Below are 19162 nucleotides of genomic sequence, written 5' to 3' on the forward strand. Positions count from 1 at the left end.
ATGTTACCACGTGAGGAAATGATGTCAAGTTTGAAGGTCATCATTGATTTGTATTGTTTCTTTTCGACAAATATGTATAATGAAAAGCAGAAAACACCCGGTTCACACTGCTGCGCCGGGTGTTTGTTTCTATTAAAAATTATCTGAGAGAGCTTTTTCAATCAGTTTTTTACAGCGATCCAGCTCTATCTTCAGCTGTTTTTTATATAGCTTGGCAGCTTCGTAATCTTTAAATTGATAGAGGACGACTTCCTGGAGCTTAGCCCCTTCTTTTTTTACTTTAATTTGTTTTAATATCCCGTCATCAAGAAGCTCATGCAAAGACCGGTATACTTCTGTATGATTTGGTTTAAAACCAATCTCTTTAAATTCAGACCGAAGTACTTCAAGCAGCTTTAACCCATAGAGTCTCTCTTGCTCTGTCATCGTTATCATATAAAGCTTCAAAAATGCGCGCTGTTTCACTAAAAAGCCTGTTGAACTCCTTTTTTCTTCTTTCATCATATGCACTCCTTCTTCTGTCACTGACAACACTATGTACTAAATATTCAATTTTCTTTTATTGTTTTCCTTCTTTATATTAAAGACTGATAGTCCAGTCATTTCATGTTTACTGATTATAGGTGTAGCGGAAAAAATAAATTTCAACTGAACATTTGGTACATAGTTTTCTTAGTTCTATTATAGCCTGCATTTACTGCTATCTTCAATTTAAACGATTGCCAGGGTTTACATATTTCATTTTACCGGTACGGATTTCATTCAAATAAAAAAACCTGTCGAAAGACAGGTTTTCATTTTTAAGGATTTGTTGACCATAATCCCGCTGTTTTGATGAAAATACGAGGATCTAATTTCAATTGTGCCACCATGTACTCAGCAAGATCCTCAGGCTGCATAACTTTTTCAGGATTACCGTCTGTTAAGTTCAATTCGATAGACATATCACTAGCGACAGTGCTCGGCGTTAACGCGCTGACTCTGATATTATGTTTTCTCACTTCTTGCATAAGAGACTCTGTTAACCCGAGAACGGCAAATTTAGAAGCGCTGTAAGCACTTGTTACAGCAGCTCCTCTTTGACCCGCTGTAGACGAAATATTAATGATGTCTCCGGCTTTGCGTTCGATCATTTCCGGAAGCACCGCGCGCGTGACATGGTACACACCCATTAGGTTGACTTGAATAATATTTTCCCACTCATCGGCTGACAGATCTAAGAAACCGCCAAATTTGCTGATGCCGGCATTATTAATGAGAATATCGATATCACCGAGCTGTTCCTTCACTTGAGCTACAGCTTGGTTAACCTGATCGGCATCTTTTACATCTGCAGCAGCAAATGCAGCTTTTACACCAAGCGCTTTGACTTCTTCAGCCACTTTTTCTACATTAGCGGAAGTCCGGCCAATTAACCCGATATTCACGCCTTCTTTGGCAAGCGCCAAAGCAGTAGCGCGGCCAATTCCTCTGCCTCCGCCTGTGATTAGTGCAGTTTTATGTTGTAAATTTTGCAATTGAAGCACCCTTTCTTTGTTTACATATGTACGATATCACATTATAAGTACAATACATCCAATACGCAAATCAAACGAACTGTGTAAATATCATTTCTTCTGATTAAAAAAACGGATACAGGGTAATGACATAAGAAAAGGAGTGAACATATGATTATAGTTTATATCAGTCTTGCAGTATTAGCAGTTTCTATTATCTTCTTAGGAGTTAACGTGATTCAAAACAAGAAAAAAATGGACCCTGCACTAAAGGAGCTTTCCTCTGTTACGCAGGCTATGCAAAAACAAATCGAAGGATTAAAAACAGAAACAGAGCTGCTGACGCAAAAACAAAAGAAGATTCAGCAGGATGTCCAAATAAAAAAATACATGTTTCAGCAGACCGCAGCTGAAGTGAAAAAAGTTCCTAAAGCTGTTAAAGAGGTGTGGCAGGCTGGTCATTTAAATAGCAGGTCATGATGAATGATATCCCGTTGTTTCGATCAGAATGGACAATGGGATATCATTTTTTGAGGAGGCTTTCGCATGATTGTAAACCACAGTTGCTTAAAGGAGTTCGCAGAAAAACTACATTCTCTTCCCTCTTCACTTACAAAGTCGGATTTATTTATTTCTCCATTTCATCTCCATCAAGAAAATGAACTTGACATCTACTATTCACCTCATAATGAATATATCAATCGGACTGCTACGATTGTGATTGCCGGGATCACGCCGGGTTTTTCCCAGATGAAAACAGCGTACGAAACAGCAGTCGAAAGTCTGCGGCGAGGCCGCACTCTTGAGCAAATGGCGGTAGATACAAAAATAGCAGCGGGTTTCTCCGGGTCGATGAGACATAACCTTATCACCATGCTGGATTTATGCGGGCTGTCGCAAGCTTTTGGCATTCAAAGCGCCGCAAAGCTTTTTGGAGAATTACGGCATATGCTCCATACAACCTCCGTTATTAAATATCCTGTCTTTATCCAGCAAAAAAACTATACCGGATACAAACCGGCTATCACTCATTCTCCTACCCTAAGCACCTATGCTTTTGGGCACTTCCCTGCGGAGCTTAATCATGTGACGGGACCAGCACTTCTCATTCCGTTAGGAAAAGCGGCCGAAACAGTGTGTGAAACATTGATCAGACAGCACAGCCTCCAGAATTTGATTTGCCTTAACGGCTTTCCCCATCCATCAGGCGCGAACGGCCATCGTTTGAAACAATTCAGCAAAAACAAAGAGCAACTAGAAACACAAATTCGTTCCTTTGCTGCATTGGTTGATTTCGCTATAGAAAAGAGGAAATAAAAGGGATATGATAAACAAAAACACAAACGTGGGGAGTGGTTGAATGTTTCCTATATTAGAAACGGATCGGCTTATACTTAGGCAAATCACAGATCAGGACGCGGAAGGCATTTTTGCTTGTTTCTCAAACGATGAGGTGACACGCTATTATGGGCTTGAAAACATGGAATCTATAGAACAGGCCATTTCAATGATTCAAACGTTTGCTGCCCTCTATCAAGAAAAACGCGGTATACGGTGGGGAATTGAAAGACGGGACACTAAAGAACTGATCGGAACAATAGGCTTTCACGCTCTGGCCCAAAAGCATAGGCGCGCGGAAATCGGTTATGAAATCATCCCGGAGCATTGGCGAAACGGTTTTGCATCAGAAGTCATTTCAAAGGTCGTATCTTACGGATTTTCTGCCCTTGGACTGTCGCGTATTGGCGCAGTTGTATTTACTGATAATGATGCATCAAATCGTCTGCTTCTAAAAATGGGGTTTCAAAAAGAAGGTGTTTTAAGACAGTACATGTATCAAAATGGTACTCCATATGATACAAATGTGTATTCTATTGTAAAACCAAGAGAATGACGGCATTCTCTTGGTCTGTGCAACATCCCTTTTCCTTTAAAATGTCCGATTCATGACCTGCATCAGCTATGACGTTTTGATTCTTGATCAATCCCTACAAGATTTTCATCTCTTAAAACAATGCTAATAACTTTTTTCCCCTATTCATAAATCCCTTTATTGGTTCTTCTTCTTGTGATAAAATCCCCAAGGAAACAAAACGCAGCCGACCACATCAAAATATAAATAACCTGAGTTTTGTATTCCCACATTGAATCCCCCATTTCTACCCCGTGAATGAAAGTCATATACGCTTTTTGTGGCAGTATCGCACAAAGGGCATTTAATATTGGATGATGTGGAGCAAAAGAAATAAAACAGCCTGACAATACACACGTGATCACACTGATACCACTCGTCATCAAACTGATGTTTCGATCCATCACAGAAGCCATAAAGATAGCGAATGCTGTTGCAAGCACTGTAAGAACACCCAGTAACCCAGCAAGAATATTTAAACGGAAACCAATTTCAGCATGAAAGAGTACATTTGTAATTAGGATGGCCAAGTAAGTGGGTATGTATAAACATAAAAAAGTAAAGATAAACTGAACCAACAAATATTTCCCCACATGCACGGGAGACACTAAAATCCTTTTGAAGGTTTTGAGCATCCGGTCTTCTGGATATAACGCAGCTAATGCCACACCTTGCATCAATACAAGCATCATGATAAAGCCTAATATATTCGTTCCCGTTCCCCGTTCAGTCCTTAATTCATCCTCTCCTCGGTAGCTGCCTGGCATTTCTCCAGTCTCAAAAAATTGCTGAATCATTTTTTGATCCGCTTTACTTTTCAACGTGGTTACTTTGTAATCAAGTTGATTTTTTTCTACAATGGCTGCATATTTCCCTAACATCAGATCAGAAAACTTCGGCTTCTGATCTACCGTTACCACTCTAAATGCAGAATCACTCGGCAAATGATGAACTTCGTCCAGTTCTGTAACAAAAGCGATTGTTTCTTTGAAAACCGGCTTCCCGGAAAACATAATCGCAACGCCAATCATCAGAGGGATAATGATTAATGCAATGATAATAATGTCTTTTTTGGTCAGGATTCGCTCCCACCTGTTTTGGAATAAACTCAGCATATATATCCCTCCGGCTTAAATACAACATGAGAAACGGCAATACAAATGATTGAAGCCAATATTAGTCCTGACATAACAGGCTGCAGCATACTGAAATCATGATCATAAATGAGACGAAATGAACATTCTGTTACCCATTTAATCGGAGAAAGAATCGATATCTGATTGACGGTATCTCCAAATCTATGAATTCCGAAAAATACGCCACCAAAGAAAACAAAAAAAGCTATCGGAATTTGCATAATCCCATTCGCCTGTTCTTCATTCTTGAACAAACTGCAGAACATTGTGCCTAAACAGCAACCGAAAAATAAAAATACATACAATAAAAGCATGAAATACGTAAGATATTGTCCTCCAAAGTTCAAATGAAAAATCGTTTGGGCTATCAACACATTCATGCTGTACATAATGACACTGAATATAAAGGTTGATAGTAATTTAGAAAGATAAATACTAGTTGTCGAAACCGGCGCATACACAATACGAAGGTTCGCTTTCTTCACCTTTTCCTCCATAAACGTATTAGAGGTCGTCATAGCAATCAGAGCTGCAGTGAAAATCATCATATTCACTCCGTAATAATCATAAGAACTTACCCCGCCTGCTCCAAAGCTGCTTTTCGTAACAAAGCCCATGACCAGAATGAGAACGAAAGGAAAGGCCGTATTGGCTATTACAAGAACCGGATTCCTTAAAATATTCATAAAATCAAATGTTATCAATTTTAACAAACTCATTTTGCTCTCCTAATCTCTTAAATTTCTTCCCGTCAGCTCTAAAAATACCGTTTCTAACGATGCCTCTTTTTTGTTCATGTTTAGGATGCTGCAGCCTTGGGCACTCAATTCTAATATGATTTCACTCAGGTGATCTTGGTTCTTTTGAACGGTAACATTTAGTTGATGGTCAGAGAAATCAACTCCTGTCACTCCTATGATTTCTCTAATCGAGTTTTTATTTAATCGCTGAACATGCGCCAGTTGAAAAGCGTATGTTATTTCTTTATTGACTTCTCTGTACAGCTCTTCTTTTGTTCCATTGGCAATAATTCTTCCTTCATTCATGATCATAATACGATCTGAAATCGCCTCGACTTCTTCCATATAATGTGTAGAGTAAATGATGCTTGCGCCTTTTGTTTTCAGCTCTTTTATCGATTCCAAAATGTGATGCCGGGATTGCGGATCGATTCCTACCGTGGGCTCATCCATGATAATCAGTTTCGGCTGATGGGCAATGGCGCACGCAATGTTTAATCTTCTTTTCATCCCGCCTGAAAACGTCTTTGGCTTGTCATCTTTCCGTTCATATAGCTGTACGAGCTCCAAAGCCTCTTTGACTCGGGCTTTCAGTTCTTCTCCTTTAAGAGAATAAAGACTGGCAAAAAAACGAACATTTTTCTCAGCTGAAATCTCCTCATAAATCGCGATATCTTGAGGCACAATCCCGATGCCTTTCTTCATTTCCTTTGACCCTTTTTTCACACTATGGCCCAATATCGAAACGTTTCCGGAACTGGCCGACAATACTCCTGATAAAATATGAATGGTTGTGCTTTTTCCTGCACCATTTGGACCTAGTAAGCCAAGCACTTCCCCCTCTCTCAATTCGAACGAAATCCCATCTACTGCCGTTTTGTTTTCATACTGCATTTTCAAGTTTTCTACTATTGCTACGTTGTTCATAGTTGGTTCTCCTTTTTACTTTCTCCGTTTTGCGAATTCCTGCAATAAATTTGTTTTCAAATTGTCTCGATTTTGTTCAATGTCAAAATCAGCAGCGTCTTCTTCAAAACCATCCTGTTCTTCTCCATCAAAACTGTACAGTTTCTTCAATAAAATCCACAATGTTTCCAGCTCTTCCGTCGAAAAGCCTTTAAATAGATCGGCCATAAAATACACCGCTTTTTCACCGCATTCCTCCATGACACGCTTTCCTGAATCAGTAATCTTCACATTAACTGCACGCTTGTCGTGTTTACTTGGTACAGTGATGACATAACCTCTTTTTTCAATACCGCTGACAAGTCTGTTGATGTTTTGTTTTGAAGTGCCTAATTTTTTTGCAATGTTGTTGAATGTCGTTTCCTCTTCCGGTAAATGCAGTATGGCAACCATCGTCATAAATTGCCTCGACGTTAAGCTTTCATAATAATCGTCTCCGCGTGATTGGATTTTGTTTAATGTGGAAAAAAGTGTAGCGTAAGACTGTTGCATTAAAAATAAATCTTTCAGTTCCTTAGAATAATCCACAATGTTCCCTCCTTGAATAGACAACTTATTGTCTATTCATCATAACATTTCTCACTGTATTGTCAATATGTTGTCTATTTTTCTTTAGAATCCCTCGATAATTCATAGAATAGTAATATACTGATCGATTCAGAAAGAGATAATGTTGATGGCTCGTCAACGAGAATTCAATGAAGAATAAAGCGTTATGAATCTGTTTTGAGAGAACATTCGGGCGAGTTAAGACGTGAAATTAACGTGGAACAAACGGTTCAGACTTATATTCTGTTTCTTATCGGCTGACTGTGATGGTGAAATCCCGTCCAGATCAATCATTTTTGCGTCATTCCGTATCGGAAATCCTTACATTGCTGAACAAATGATAAAAAGCGCCCCGGAAATTGGGCGCTTTCTAATTAAGATGCATATTGAGGAGATGATTCCTCCTTAACTGCTTTTTCCTCAGGTATATGAATACATTTTGTCAAGACCGCACTTGCAAGGTAAAGGGCCGCAAAGATCCAGACGACACCTTGCGCGCCGACGAGACCGATGAACAGCCAAGCGAGTGCGGGGCCGACAAACGCTGATAAACCTGCAGCCAAATTCAATACAGACATGGCTGCCCCTTTATCATTTCCTGCCACCGTCGGCACAATTGCACCAATAGGCACATAGCCTGCCAGCAAACCGCCCCAAATAAAGCCGATCACGCTGACAACCGCTAAGCTTCCGCCGGAGAAAACAGGTGCGTAGTATAATAAGAGGGTGAAAATGCCGCAGCCGACTCCGCCGAACCAAATAACAGTATTTTTCCAGCCGAATTTATCGCCGACAATACCAAAGATAAGGTTAAACACAATGTTCCCCAGGAAAATCGTTCCCCAAATTTGCAGCCACACATTGGTTGAAATTCCATGCTGGGCCATGTGCATCGGCAAAAAGACTGGAAAACCATATGTACCAATGCTGTTGATGATTCTGATGATTCCGCCTGTAAGCACGCGCGGATTTGTAAATAGAATCGTAACCCCTTTTAAAAGCTCCTCGGCTGTTTCTGATCTTTTTCTTTTCTTCTTTTCAAAACGGTCTTTATTGATAAACAATGCAAAAAATGCACCGAGACATACCCAGAAAATAGAGCTCCAAAGCGTATTCAAATAACCGAACGCTTTGATCGCGTAGCTTGAGTACCAAGCGCCGAACACAAACATGCCGAGGCAATATGCAATCCAAAACCAGCCGACAGCAGTGCTCAGTTTGCTTTGCGGTGTTCTGTAAATGACCCATGTCAAGAAAGAGTAAGCAAAAAGCGGGTAACCTAACCCTTTTACGAAGTAAGTCACATACATCACTGGCAGGTTCAGCTGTTCAAATCCAAATACGATAAAAGCAGCTGTACCGATCACATAAAACAACAGCCCCATAAACATCGTTCGTTTTGCGCCAAATGCTTCGAGACATACACCCGAAAACCAGGAAGCTATGGCAAGCGCAATTCCGTATATACTAAAAATGGAAGCGGACTGCTGAACGGTGAGCCCGTTTTCGATCAAAAAAGGACTGAGCCAGCCTTGTTCAAGGCCATCTCCCATCATAAACAAAACAACCCCTAAAAATCCCCAGGCAAGCCGCTTCGGTATTCCTATTTTATCCAACATATCTGTCTCCTCCTTAGATGCTTATATTCATTACCGTATTACCTTATTAAAGTTGAAAATTAAATGATTCCTCAAAACAGCAAAAATGCCGCCTTAAATCAATACTTTGCTTTCTGAACCTGAAAAAAAGCGCTGTGTTTGCTTCCATTTCTCATATAAAGCCAATTCTGTCTGACAGTCCTTCGGTTCGATCACCCGGACATTTGCTGACATCTCCTCCGTTAATTGAAAGGTTTCATTGCAAATGACTGCAGCTCCAACAACAGATGCCTGATGATATCCCTCTTGGACATAGACCTTTTTTTGAAGAAGATCCGCGATATATTGAGTGAGCGCTTTGCTTTGGAATCCCCCTCCGCACACCCAAACATAGTCACGTTCAAACGGAGTAACCTCTGTTAAAATGTCAAAGTTCCATTTAATTGAAAATGCGATCTCTTCTAGCGCTGCACGTACAAAATGTGCCCTCTTTAAATGTGCTGACAGCGGGGCATCAAAAAGAAAACCGCCTCTCGTTAACGCATTCTTTTCAGCCGATAAATAAGAGCCGAGAGCCGCTACACATGCATGGTCTTCTTTTGCAAGTGCAGAAATCTCCTCCTCCATTACTTCGTACGTTTCATTCGGATAAAAAATCTGTTTTAATTTTTGATAATTCAAGCCGGTAATTCCCGGATTCGTTTCCACAAGCCAATGCCCTTGATCCGTATGACAGTTCAGCCAGGCTTTATGTTTTGTGTCGCCATGATCCGCAGTAATTTTGGTTATTGGCGTTGTTGTCCCTGATACAATGACAATGTCCTCAAGTCCAGCTCCGGTGCTTTTGACAGCTAGCTGTGTATCCCCGCCCCCTGCTATAACCTTAGCATTTATTGAAAGGCCTAATTCGGATGCATATTCATTTGCTATCGTTCCAATTGCTGTTCCCGCTCTTACAAGAGGCGGAAGGATAGATGGAGAAAAGCCGAATATGTCGCACATCTCTTCTGACCAAGTGTTTTGCTTCACATCAAACAGCAGGGTTTCTGTTGCCTGTGATGGTTCATATGTTAATATTCCGCTCAGTTGGTACGTCACCCAATCACTGATGCTAGTAAAGCTTGCAGTCTTTTCCCATAAAGAGGGCTGGCGCTGTTTTAATCCATAAAGCTTGAGCGCGGAAAAAAGTGCGGTTGGCAGGCGGCCTGTGCGGCTGTATATCTCTTCCCGATCGGGAATGCTCGCCTCCCACTCTCGACCGCGGTTATCGATGTTCGGCAGCCCAAGAAAAGAATCGCCGTTTTGATCGATCAGAACAATCCCCTGTCTTTGACTCGTCGATGTCAAACCAATGATGTCAATATCACACGAACGGGATAGCACACGTTTTGCCAAATTCATCACCTGCTTCCACAGCACCTGAGGAGAAAAATAACGGCTGTCCGGGTAAAGCGTCTCTGTGGAATACACGATGTCCTCCCGTTCAACTGTTAGAACACTGCCAGTTACACTCACGACCGCTACCCTCGCATTGCCTGTGCCAATATCAAAAACGAGATAGCCTTTTTGTTTTTTCATTCTGTTAGCCTCCTTTCTTATACCCCTGTTTTCAGTTCGTCCTTGTTATACATTGTCGGAATATTAAGAGTTTTTTCACCCTTCCACTTTTTGAGGGCTTTATTCAGTATCGTCACGTGATGATCCTCCACTTCAAATGTTGCTCCAGCGAGATGCGGTGTTGCCAGAACATTAGGCAATGAAATCAATTCATAATCTGATTCCTCTGGAGGTTCATGATAAAAAACGTCTAATATCGCACCTCTGATTTTGTGTTCTTTTAATACAGATAAAAGATCTTCACGGTTTACAACAACTGCTCTTGAAGTATTGACGAAAATCGCACTCTGTTTCATCAGATCAAAATACTTCCGATCAATAAATCCAAGTGTTTCCTCAGTACGAGGCAGATGGACAGAAACGATATCACTGTCTGAAAACACCGTTTTAAGAGATACTTTTTCATACAGCGGATGATCGTCTTGAATGAATGGATCGTAATAATTTATTTTACAGTCAAACGCAGTCAGCAGTTTTGCAATCCTTTGGCCAACCGCCCCGAACCCAATCATGCCAACCGTTTTTCCTGTTAATTCATTTCCTTTAAATTTGACATAAGCCTGCAGGTAATCACTGTTCCACTTTCCATCCTTCAGCCATTGATTCGAGGCGCTGGTATGGCGCAGAAAGGAAATCACATTTCCAATAAACATTTCAGCAACGGCTTTTGGAATTCCGCCCTGGTGTATAAAAAACAGGTATGCCTCTTTTTGAGGCAGCTGCCACATCCACATTGGAGGGCATTCCCCTGCAAACACCGACAAATGAAAGTTCGGGAACAGAAGCAAATACGCTGTCTGTTACCTGATCAAGTTCAGTAATCAAGCCTGTCGCATTTGTTGCTTTTAGCAGCTGAATGAGTTCATCCTCCCGATATGCCCGGCCTTGTTCCTTCCAAGATTGATAAGCAACTGAGTCAAACAAGTTTTCTAGCTCTTTTCGTCCTTCTTCGTTGTACGGTGCTGTAACCAAAACCGTCATGGTGCAAAACATCCTTTTCATCGTATTTTTTCATAAAAAAAATCTCTTTCCGCAGATGGAAAGAGATTCATATATAGGCGCGCTCTGTTACAGGCAGACGCCGGTATAAACCTTGCTTTCCTATCTTTCAAGCTGACGCTTGCTGGAATTGGCACAATAATGTTGCCGAGGTTTCATAGGGCCAGTCCCTCCACCTCTCTGGATAGAAAATGTTGAGTATGTAATTTTCAGAATGAAGAATACGTTTATCATAAAGAAGTCTCAGATTGATGTCAATCTCTTTTTTCAGAATTGACGTTATCATCCGAAATGTTATAATTCTTACAAAATATCTAACTAGAGAGAGGAACTGGGCCATGAAATCTTTTGCCACACAACAAAACGGCATTTTCAAATCCGTTTGCTCGCTGGACTGCCCGGATCAGTGCGGATTGTTAATACATAAAAAAGACGGGAAAATCGTAAAAATGCAAGGAGACCCTGATCATCCTGTCACAGCCGGAAACATATGCAACAAAGTCCGGAATATGACGGAGCGCATCTATGATGAAAAGCGGCTGACTACACCGCTCAAACGAACAGGTGCGAAAGGCCAAGCGATATTTGAACCGATTTCTTGGGAAGAGGCAATCGATACGATCACCTCCCGCTGGAAACAGCTGATTGATGCAGAGGGAGCTGAAAGCATACTTCCTTACAGCTTTTACGGAAATATGGGGAAATTGACAGCTGAAGGAATGGACCGCCGCTTTTTTTACCGCATGGGGTCAAGCCAGCTTGAACGGACGATTTGCAGCAAAGCGGGATCTGAAGGCTATAAATATACAATGGGCATAAGCGCGGGAATCGACCCTGAGGAAACCATTCATACAAAACTATTTATTTTTTGGGGAATAAATGCGGTCAGCACAAACATGCACCAAATTACGATCGCCCAAAAAGCGCGAAAACAAGGTGCCAAAATTGTCGTGATCGATGTGCATAAAAATCAAACAGGACGTCTTGCAGATTGGTTTATCCCAATAAAACCGGGAACCGACAGTGCACTTGCTCTTGGCATCATGCACATTTTATTTAAAGAAAACCTTCATGATGAAGCATTTCTGTCCGAGTACACGGTTGGCTATGAAGAGCTCTGTGAACACGTGAAACAATATGATCCTGAAAAGGTATCGACGATCACCGGTGTCAGTACCGAAGATATTTACCGACTGGCAAAAATGTACGGGGAAACCTCCCCTTCTTTTATCAGAATCGGAAACGGACCCCAGCATCACGATAACGGCGGGATGATTGTAAGGACGATTGCCTGTCTTCCGGCGATCACCGGCCAATGGCTGCACACAGGGGGCGGCGCAATTAAGCATAACAGCGGAATTTTAGAATATAACACAAATGCCTTGCAGCGGCCCGACTTATTGAAAGGGCGCACCCCGAGGTCGTTTAATATGAATCAGCTTGGCAGGGTGCTTTTGGAAACAGACCCGCCGATTCGCTCTCTATTTATTTACGGAACGAACCCTGCCGTCGTCGCGCCCGAAGCAAACAAAGTCAGACAGGGCTTGCTGCGGGAAGACTTGTTTACTGTGGTTCATGATTTGTTTTTAACGGAAACGGCTGCATATGCGGACATTGTACTGCCTGCAACATCCGCTTTTGAAAATACTGATTTTTACACCTCCTACTGGCACCATTACATTCAGCTTCAGCAGCCGGTGATTGAGAGATATGGGGAAAGCAAGTCTAACACTGAGGTTTTCCGATTACTGGCTGAAGCCATGGGATTCACAGACCAGGAGCTTAAAGATTCAGATGAAGAATTAATCCGCCAGGCGCTTGACCATCCAGATAATCCACATTTGGCAGAGATTGATTACGATGCACTTGCTAAGCATTCATTTATGAAAGCGAAACGCGAAAAGCGACTGTTTCCGGGCGAACTTCCAACGCCAAGCGGAAAAATAGAATTATATTCAGAACAAATGAAACAAGACGGCTTCCCTGCTTTACCGACATATACACCTCTTGTAACCGATAATGAACATCCGTTTATGTATGTTCCGGGGCCAAACCATAATTTCTTAAACTCAACATTTTCCAATAATGAAAAACACATCAAGCTTGAAAAGACGCCAAAGCTCTTTATCAACACAAAAGATGCTGAAGAACACGGAATCGTTGATGGGGCACCTGTACGAATTTGGAACAGCCGGGGAGAATGCCAGCTGACCGCTGCAGTCGGAGAACAAGTGCTGCCAGGTGTCGTTGTCAGCCAAGGATTATGGGCGGATGAACAAGGAAAAAAACAGCTTGTAAACGCGCTAACCCCAGACCGATTGTCCGATATGGGCGGCGGCGCCACCTTTTTTTCAGGACGCGTGCAGATTGAAAAAGCATAAACGAAAAAACCGCCCAGATCATGTTCTGGCGGTTTTTTTTGGTTGATAATGAAACCCGGAGTATACCAAGCCCGTATAACATAACATCGACATAATGGAGGCATGCATATGGACGTTTTTTTAGGAATCGGTGTTGCTTTGGCTGGTTATTTTATCGGTGAAGGCTTAAAGCAGATGAACCATCCAAAAGCATATGAAAAAAGTGATACCTTGCTTATAAAAGAACGAGATATTTACTTTTACATCGGACATTTTTTAGGAATAACGACAACTGAGGCAAAACAGTTAGCCGTAGACATGACAGACCTGCCTTACATTAAAATCAACGGGAAAAAGTATGTGCAAAAACAAAGTTTAATAGAATGGATATTTGCATTAGTCAAAAAGCAACAGGATGAAGTTAGTATTAAGAAAAACGGGATTTGCTAGTTGTTTAATGGAAAACATTTGAAAGTAAAGGCTTGCTTCAAAAGCAACGCCTTTTTAATCATAATAAAAGAGAGCGTTTACATATTTATTTCTCCTTTGCCCGATGATGCTTTTCGAACACCTTGATTGCTTCTAAAGTCGTTTTCAAGCTCTTCTAGAGTACGACCTTTTGTTTCCGGCAGATACTTTTTCACGTAAAGAATCGCAGAAGCCCCCAGAACAACGAAGACGAAGAACGTTGACGACATCCCCAATTGATCTAGTAACACAGGAAACGTTAAGCCGATAAGAAAATTCATCATCCAAAGGAAAAACACTGAAATCCCCATTCCGAGCCCTCGCAATCTGAGCGGGAATATTTCTGAAATCATGAGCCACGTAACCACGGATACCGCTGACTGCTGAAAAGCCAGGAACGTAATTGTCAGGCCAATCACGATAAACGGCAGCACGGGAGTTCCTTGAAGTGTGATGGAACAAATCGCTATAAGCAAAATAGAAGCTGTTGTGCCTGCAAGTCCTGTAAGGAGAAGAGGCCGCCTCCCGACTTTACCTACAATCCAGATGCCGAATGTACAGGCTATCACTGAAATAACGCCATTTCCAATGTTTGCGACAAGTGCTGCGTCTCTGGCAAAACCAGCTTTCTGTAAAATTTGCGTGCCATAGAACATAATGGAGTTAACACCGGTTATTTGCTGCACTACAGCGATTCCTATTCCAAGACCTACAAGTCGGCGAATCCATGGGACTGACAAGTCTTTCAGTGTCGCCCGATTTATTTCAGTCTCTCGATTGATTGAAGCTTTGATTTCAGTCAGCTCAGCTTTGGCACAATTTTCTTCCCTTACATGCTTAAGAACTCTGAACGCCTCCCCCACCTTCCCTTTCGATGCCAGCCAGCGCGGGCTCTCTGGTACAATAAGCATCCCGAACCACAGAAAAATGGCCGGCAGTGTTGCCAAGATAAGCATAAATCGCCAAACGTGCGCATATTCACCCATTGATGTACCAATGACTGCATTACATGTAAATGCAAGAAGCTGACCTAAAATAATCATCAGATCGTTCTGAGTAATTGTTTTGCCCCGCTGTTCCGCTGGCGACATTTCAGCTAAAAAGGCCGGTACCGTGACAGATGCTGCCCCTACTGCAAGACCAAGTAAACTTCGGCAGATTATCATAACAGATGTGTTTGGTGCGAACGAACAACCAATCGTAGCAATTAAAAACAAGAAAGCTAGATTTAAGATGGTTTTCCGCCTGCCAATACGATCTGCTAACCGTCCTCCAGCCAGGGAGCCAAATGCGGCTCCGAAAAGGAGGGAACTTGTGATGAGACCTTCGGTGAAGGGAGTTAGATCAAGCTGATCTCTTTGTGCCATAAAAGGCAACGCTCCATTGATTACTCCAGTGTCATAACCAAAGAGAAGGCCTCCGAATGTAGAAATGATGGTAATCTTGCGGAAAAATTTTTTATGTTTACACGAGGTATTTCCGCCTGCAGTATCCATTTTTTCACGCTGGTCCATTTTTCTCCTCCTTTTAAAAGGACTTACAATCGCTACATGTTATTGATAGTCCACCCATACTGCGCCTTTATCCGCGGATCGAACGCAGTTTTCCACCCAGCGTACACCTCCCACACCCGCTTCAATTCCTGGATACCACATGTGCTCCAATTCTTTCCCTCGATCAGCAGCTTCCATAGCAACAGCGAATCGGGAATAAAGATTCGACCACGCTTCAAATAGACCTTCTGGATGGCCGCCTCCAATACGGTCATCTTGTAATGCTTCCGGGTATAAATATCCCATTCCGCGCTCTAAAATCTGTACAGGTTTTCCCTGTATTTCAAAACGCAGCTGGTTAGGCTGTTCATCCCACCATTCAATACTTGCTTTGGAACCGATCACACGAATTTTCTGGCCATGCATTGATCCGGCATTTACACATGAAGACCACACCGTGCCGACCGCCCCATTATCGTATTCCATAATCGTATAAGCATTATCTTCAAGAGGCGCTCTGCTTTTTACAAAGCTCTGGCGAGTACATAACAGTTTGTTTATTTTCAGTTCCGGAATCATGATTTCCGATAAAAATAACGGATGAGTTCCTAAATCTCCTAACACGTAGCTCGGACCGGCAAATTTCGGGTCTACACGCCATTTCGTGCTTGTATTATTCATTTCTACAGGATCTGAGTGAAAACCATGTGCAAATTGCATATTAATAATTCTGATGTCACCCAACTCTCCATTTGCGATCATCTGGCGCGCCTGTTCAATCATTTGATGCCCAGAATAACCATATGTAATGCCGACAACTCTGTTCTTTTTCTTTGCCAAATTCTCAAGCTCTTTTGCTTCTTCAAACGTGAAACAAAGAGGCTTTTCACATACAACATGCAAACCGACATTCAGGGCCGCCTTACAAATTTCATAATGAGTGCCGTTTGGAGTTGCGATAGAAACAGCTTCAATACCGTCTTCTCGTTTTGCTTCTTCTTCAAACATTTGCTGGAAATCCAAGTAGCAGCGTTCCGGAGTAACATGAAGATTCATCCCAAAATCTTTTCCCCGTTCCGGATTGATGTCAAATGCCCCTGCAACCAACTGAAAGTGATGATCACGCAAGGCAGCCGAGCGATGAATGTATCCAATTTGACTTCCCCGGCCGCCTCCTACCATTGCCCAGCGTATCGGTCTATCTACCTTTTTTTCACCATTAATCATTTTTGATTCCTCCCTCACTAGTAACCAACATTTTTTAAATAGGCAAGGCTTTGACTGACATCTCTTAAACTAGTATCAGAGTTTCTCGGATCACGTTCTTGCTCAATCGTAATATAGCCGTGATAGTGAATGTCTTTTAGCAACTTGTAAATCGCTTCATAATCAATAATTCCTTGGCCTATCGGACACATGACTCCCTTTGCGCAAGCATCAAAAAAGCGGATATGCTCACCCATTACTTGTTGATAAACATGTTCATCAATGTCTTTAAAATGGATATAGTCTACACGGTCCGCATAGTCCCGCAGCCATTGTTCCGGATCCATCTTTGAATAATATAAATGTCCTGTATCAAGACAAAGCCCCGCAATATCGTATGGTATATCTTTTAGTAATTGCTGAATCTCATCCTCGAATTCAATATATCCCCCTGCATGAGGATGGATGACGGCTCGTACGCCATATTGCTTCCACGCCCGTTCCGCAATTGTCCGAATATGAGACATCATACGGTTCCATTCCTTTTTAGATAACCGTTTCGCTTGATCAGGACGCCCCGCCTTATAATCTCTTTCGTCATGCCCCCAGTCAATCAGGACCAAATAAGGAGGTGAAAAGCGAAAGCGCTCCTCTTTATCCTGAAAAGAGAAAGGTAGTTTTGTAATCAGAGAACAAATCTCATCAACTTGCTCCAGCAAATTTCCTAAGTGCGACTCTGATACTAAATCATCAAAAATCGTACCGGCAATAATGGATAAATTGTTTTTCAAAAGCTCTGCTTGGACACGTTCGATATCCATCGGAATATAGCCGTATGGACCTAACTCAATCCCTTTATAACCAGCTTGTGATGCTTCTTGCAGCACTCTCTCCCATGGAGGAAGATAAGGATTTTTCGGATCGTCAACGCCCCAGCAGCACGGCGCGCCAGCAATGTGAATACTCATCCAAGACACCTCTAATCAAATGAATTATGAATCGCAACCAAAAAATAAAGCGCTTTCTTTTAACTGGATTTAAAAGTACGTTCATTTCGGTTTTCCGAGTTGATCTTCTCTTCTTAATCGTGCACTTTATCTAAAACCGGAAACAAATCATATAAAGCGCTTTACACTCCGTTTTTAAAAGCAAATAGATTTCTTTTTTACTAATTATATCCCTGCATATAGAAAGCGCTTTATATTTTGTGAGTTGATTGTATAATATTCAATATATTTTGTAAACGTTTTTTTGAAATTCCTTTCAGAAAATAATCAACAGTATACCAATATATATACACCTTCCACTTTAAAAAAGGATATTCCGACCTATAAATGTTGTTTTTTTGAGTTTTTTTTACTTCCCTTTTGTCATTCTATGGTGAAATACAAAAAAGCAGCGGGGACTTTCCAGCTGCTAAACAAATATTATTGATTTGGAACACACGTCTTTAATGAAAACGGCTTGTTGATTTTCGGACAATTAATTTCGGCAATACTAAAATTTTTTGTTTTTCAGAGGCTTTTCCTTCTATTTCATCAATTAGTAAATCCACTGCCTGTGAACACATGCTTTGCACAGGCACTTCAACTGTTGTCAAAGGGGGATCACTACTTTTTGATATCAGTGTATTATCAAAGCCTGTGATAGAAAGTTCTTCAGGAACCAACACATGTTCCTCCCTTGCTGCAAGGAGCGCACCAATTGCTAAGATATCATTACAACAAATCATAGCTGTGGGCGGATTTGAAGATTGTAATAATGAAGAGGCCAAAGACTGTGCAGACTCGGCCGTTGAATCTGTTACAACAATCAGATCTTCGTGAATATCAAGATCAGACTCTTGTAATGCCTGTGAATATCCGCGAATTCGTTCTCTGCTGCTTGCATTGTCTTCTGCAATCACCGCAATCCTTGAGTGGCCAAGCGAAATTAAATATGCTGTTAATTCATACCCTCCCAAGAAATTATCAACTGTAACCGTTGTAAGAGATGAGTATGGCTGTGATTCCGAAAGAAGGATAACAGGAATGTTATCGCTGATTAACTCATGAATAACCTGTTTATTCCTAAACCCCCCAGCTAAAATAAACCCGTCAACACGCTTCTGCCTTAATAATGAGACGTATCTCTCTTCCTTCTCTGACTTGAAATCCGTACTGCAAATGACGACATTGAATCCATATTCGTGTGCCCGATCCTCTACTCTCCGTGCCATTTCTGCAATCAGAGGATTAGCTATGTCCGGTAAAAGAAATCCTATTGTCGAAGTCCGTTTCCCTGTTAATGCTGAAGCGAGCACACTTGGTTTATAATTCAGCTCTTGCATGGCATCTAGCACTTTTTGTTTCGATTTCATCCCGACCGGCTGATGATTGATCACTTTTGAAACTGTTGAAATGGACACGCCGGCTTTTTCTGCAACATCGTAGATTGTAGTTTTCATTTTGCTAAAAACCTCTTTCTCCATACAAGTAACCAGCTAAAAAATGCACGATTTGGAAAGCGCTCTATATAGGCTATTGTAAAGATAACTGTGAAGATTTCAATAATCTTTTTTAACTTTATGAAGCATTGCAATATCTTGTCCAGCCCCTATCTAACCCATTAACGGATAAAGAC

The 19162-nt window shown here is 41.6% G+C and carries 17 protein-coding genes, 1 pseudogene and 1 riboswitch; of the genes and pseudogenes, 5 read left to right on the top strand and 13 right to left on the bottom strand.

The window, feature by feature from the left end; translation table 11 throughout:
- Nucleotides 1-132: 132 nt before the first annotated feature.
- Together rtp and QF06_RS08330 are read right to left on the bottom strand one after the other, a co-directional pair.
- Nucleotides 133-501: a replication termination protein gene (gene rtp, locus QF06_RS08325; protein ID WP_041849904.1), complete on the bottom strand. Its 369-nt coding sequence runs from the start codon at nt 499-501 to the stop codon at nt 133-135.
- 299 nt (nt 502-800) lie between these two features.
- Nucleotides 801-1517: a 3-ketoacyl-ACP reductase gene (locus QF06_RS08330; protein ID WP_015483302.1), complete on the bottom strand. Its 717-nt coding sequence runs from the start codon at nt 1515-1517 to the stop codon at nt 801-803.
- 150 nt (nt 1518-1667) lie between these two features.
- Here QF06_RS08330 and QF06_RS08335 point away from each other — a divergent pair, with 150 nt between their 5' ends.
- The 3 genes from QF06_RS08335 (at nt 1668) to QF06_RS08345 (ending at nt 3390) form a co-directional block, all read left to right on the top strand.
- A complete protein-coding gene (locus QF06_RS08335; protein ID WP_038829988.1) occupies nt 1668-1976 on the top strand; it encodes a DUF948 domain-containing protein in 309 nt (102 codons plus the stop codon).
- A 66-nt stretch (nt 1977-2042) separates the two neighbouring features.
- Nucleotides 2043-2813 carry a hypothetical protein gene (locus tag QF06_RS08340; protein WP_043940133.1) on the top strand — a complete coding sequence of 257 codons (771 nt, stop codon included), beginning with the start codon at nt 2043-2045 and terminating at the stop codon, nt 2811-2813.
- Nucleotides 2814-2856: 43 nt separating this feature from the next.
- Nucleotides 2857-3390, top strand: a complete 534-nt coding sequence (locus tag QF06_RS08345; protein ID WP_041849906.1) for a GNAT family N-acetyltransferase — start codon at nt 2857-2859, stop codon at nt 3388-3390.
- A 140-nt stretch (nt 3391-3530) separates the two neighbouring features.
- Here the strand turns inward: QF06_RS08345 and QF06_RS08350 are convergent, their stop codons facing one another.
- From QF06_RS08350 to QF06_RS08380, 7 genes and pseudogenes are all read right to left on the bottom strand, one after another.
- The gene (locus tag QF06_RS08350) at nt 3531-4523 is read right to left on the bottom strand and encodes an ABC transporter permease (RefSeq protein WP_049141141.1); all 993 of its coding nucleotides are present in this window, start codon (nt 4521-4523) and stop codon (nt 3531-3533) included.
- On the bottom strand, nt 4517-5263 hold the full coding sequence (locus QF06_RS08355; RefSeq protein WP_041849908.1) for an ABC transporter permease: 747 nt from the start codon (nt 5261-5263) through the stop codon (nt 4517-4519). The genes QF06_RS08350 and QF06_RS08355 overlap by 7 nt, the downstream gene beginning before the upstream one ends.
- Nucleotides 5264-5272: 9 nt before the next feature.
- A complete protein-coding gene (locus QF06_RS08360) occupies nt 5273-6211 on the bottom strand; it encodes an ABC transporter ATP-binding protein (RefSeq protein ID WP_041849909.1) in 939 nt (312 codons plus the stop codon).
- A gap of 15 nt (nt 6212-6226) precedes the next feature.
- Nucleotides 6227-6778: a MarR family winged helix-turn-helix transcriptional regulator gene (locus QF06_RS08365; RefSeq protein WP_041849910.1), complete on the bottom strand. Its 552-nt coding sequence runs from the start codon at nt 6776-6778 to the stop codon at nt 6227-6229.
- 395 nt (nt 6779-7173) lie between these two features.
- Entirely contained in the window at nt 7174-8418 is a 1245-nt protein-coding gene (locus tag QF06_RS08370) for an MFS transporter (protein ID WP_041849911.1), read from the bottom strand.
- 93 nt (nt 8419-8511) lie between these two features.
- Nucleotides 8512-9975, bottom strand: coding sequence for an FGGY-family carbohydrate kinase (locus tag QF06_RS08375; protein ID WP_032725875.1), 1464 nt, complete (start codon nt 9973-9975; stop codon nt 8512-8514).
- 17 nt (nt 9976-9992) lie between these two features.
- Nucleotides 9993-11016, bottom strand: a pseudogene (locus QF06_RS08380) (2-hydroxyacid dehydrogenase).
- Between the two features lie 96 nt (nt 11017-11112).
- A riboswitch (SAM riboswitch) is annotated at nt 11113-11204 on the bottom strand.
- Between the two features lie 147 nt (nt 11205-11351).
- Here QF06_RS08380 and QF06_RS08385 point away from each other — a divergent pair.
- Both QF06_RS08385 and QF06_RS08390 read left to right on the top strand, forming a co-directional pair.
- A complete protein-coding gene (locus tag QF06_RS08385) occupies nt 11352-13394 on the top strand; it encodes a molybdopterin oxidoreductase family protein (RefSeq protein WP_041849913.1) in 2043 nt (680 codons plus the stop codon).
- A 108-nt stretch (nt 13395-13502) separates the two neighbouring features.
- Complete coding sequence (locus QF06_RS08390; protein ID WP_043940134.1) at nt 13503-13823, top strand: hypothetical protein; 321 nt, start codon at nt 13503-13505, stop codon at nt 13821-13823.
- A 77-nt stretch (nt 13824-13900) separates the two neighbouring features.
- Here the strand turns inward: QF06_RS08390 and QF06_RS08395 are convergent, their stop codons facing one another.
- The 4 genes from QF06_RS08395 to QF06_RS08410 all read right to left on the bottom strand — a co-directional run bounded on the left by QF06_RS08395 (nt 13901) and on the right by QF06_RS08410 (nt 18986).
- On the bottom strand, nt 13901-15355 hold the full coding sequence (locus QF06_RS08395; protein WP_080121382.1) for a sugar porter family MFS transporter: 1455 nt from the start codon (nt 15353-15355) through the stop codon (nt 13901-13903).
- A gap of 39 nt (nt 15356-15394) precedes the next feature.
- Nucleotides 15395-16561, bottom strand: coding sequence for a Gfo/Idh/MocA family protein (locus QF06_RS08400; RefSeq protein ID WP_041849914.1), 1167 nt, complete (start codon nt 16559-16561; stop codon nt 15395-15397).
- 17 nt (nt 16562-16578) lie between these two features.
- Entirely contained in the window at nt 16579-17508 is a 930-nt protein-coding gene (locus QF06_RS08405) for a sugar phosphate isomerase/epimerase family protein (RefSeq protein ID WP_038829981.1), read from the bottom strand.
- Nucleotides 17509-17990: 482 nt separating this feature from the next.
- Complete coding sequence (locus tag QF06_RS08410) at nt 17991-18986, bottom strand: LacI family DNA-binding transcriptional regulator (protein WP_038829997.1); 996 nt, start codon at nt 18984-18986, stop codon at nt 17991-17993.
- Nucleotides 18987-19162 lie beyond the last annotated feature (176 nt).

The organism is Bacillus sp. YP1, assembly GCF_000877815.1.
In the GTDB taxonomy this organism is placed as follows: Bacteria; Bacillota; Bacilli; order Bacillales; family Bacillaceae; genus Bacillus; species Bacillus subtilis.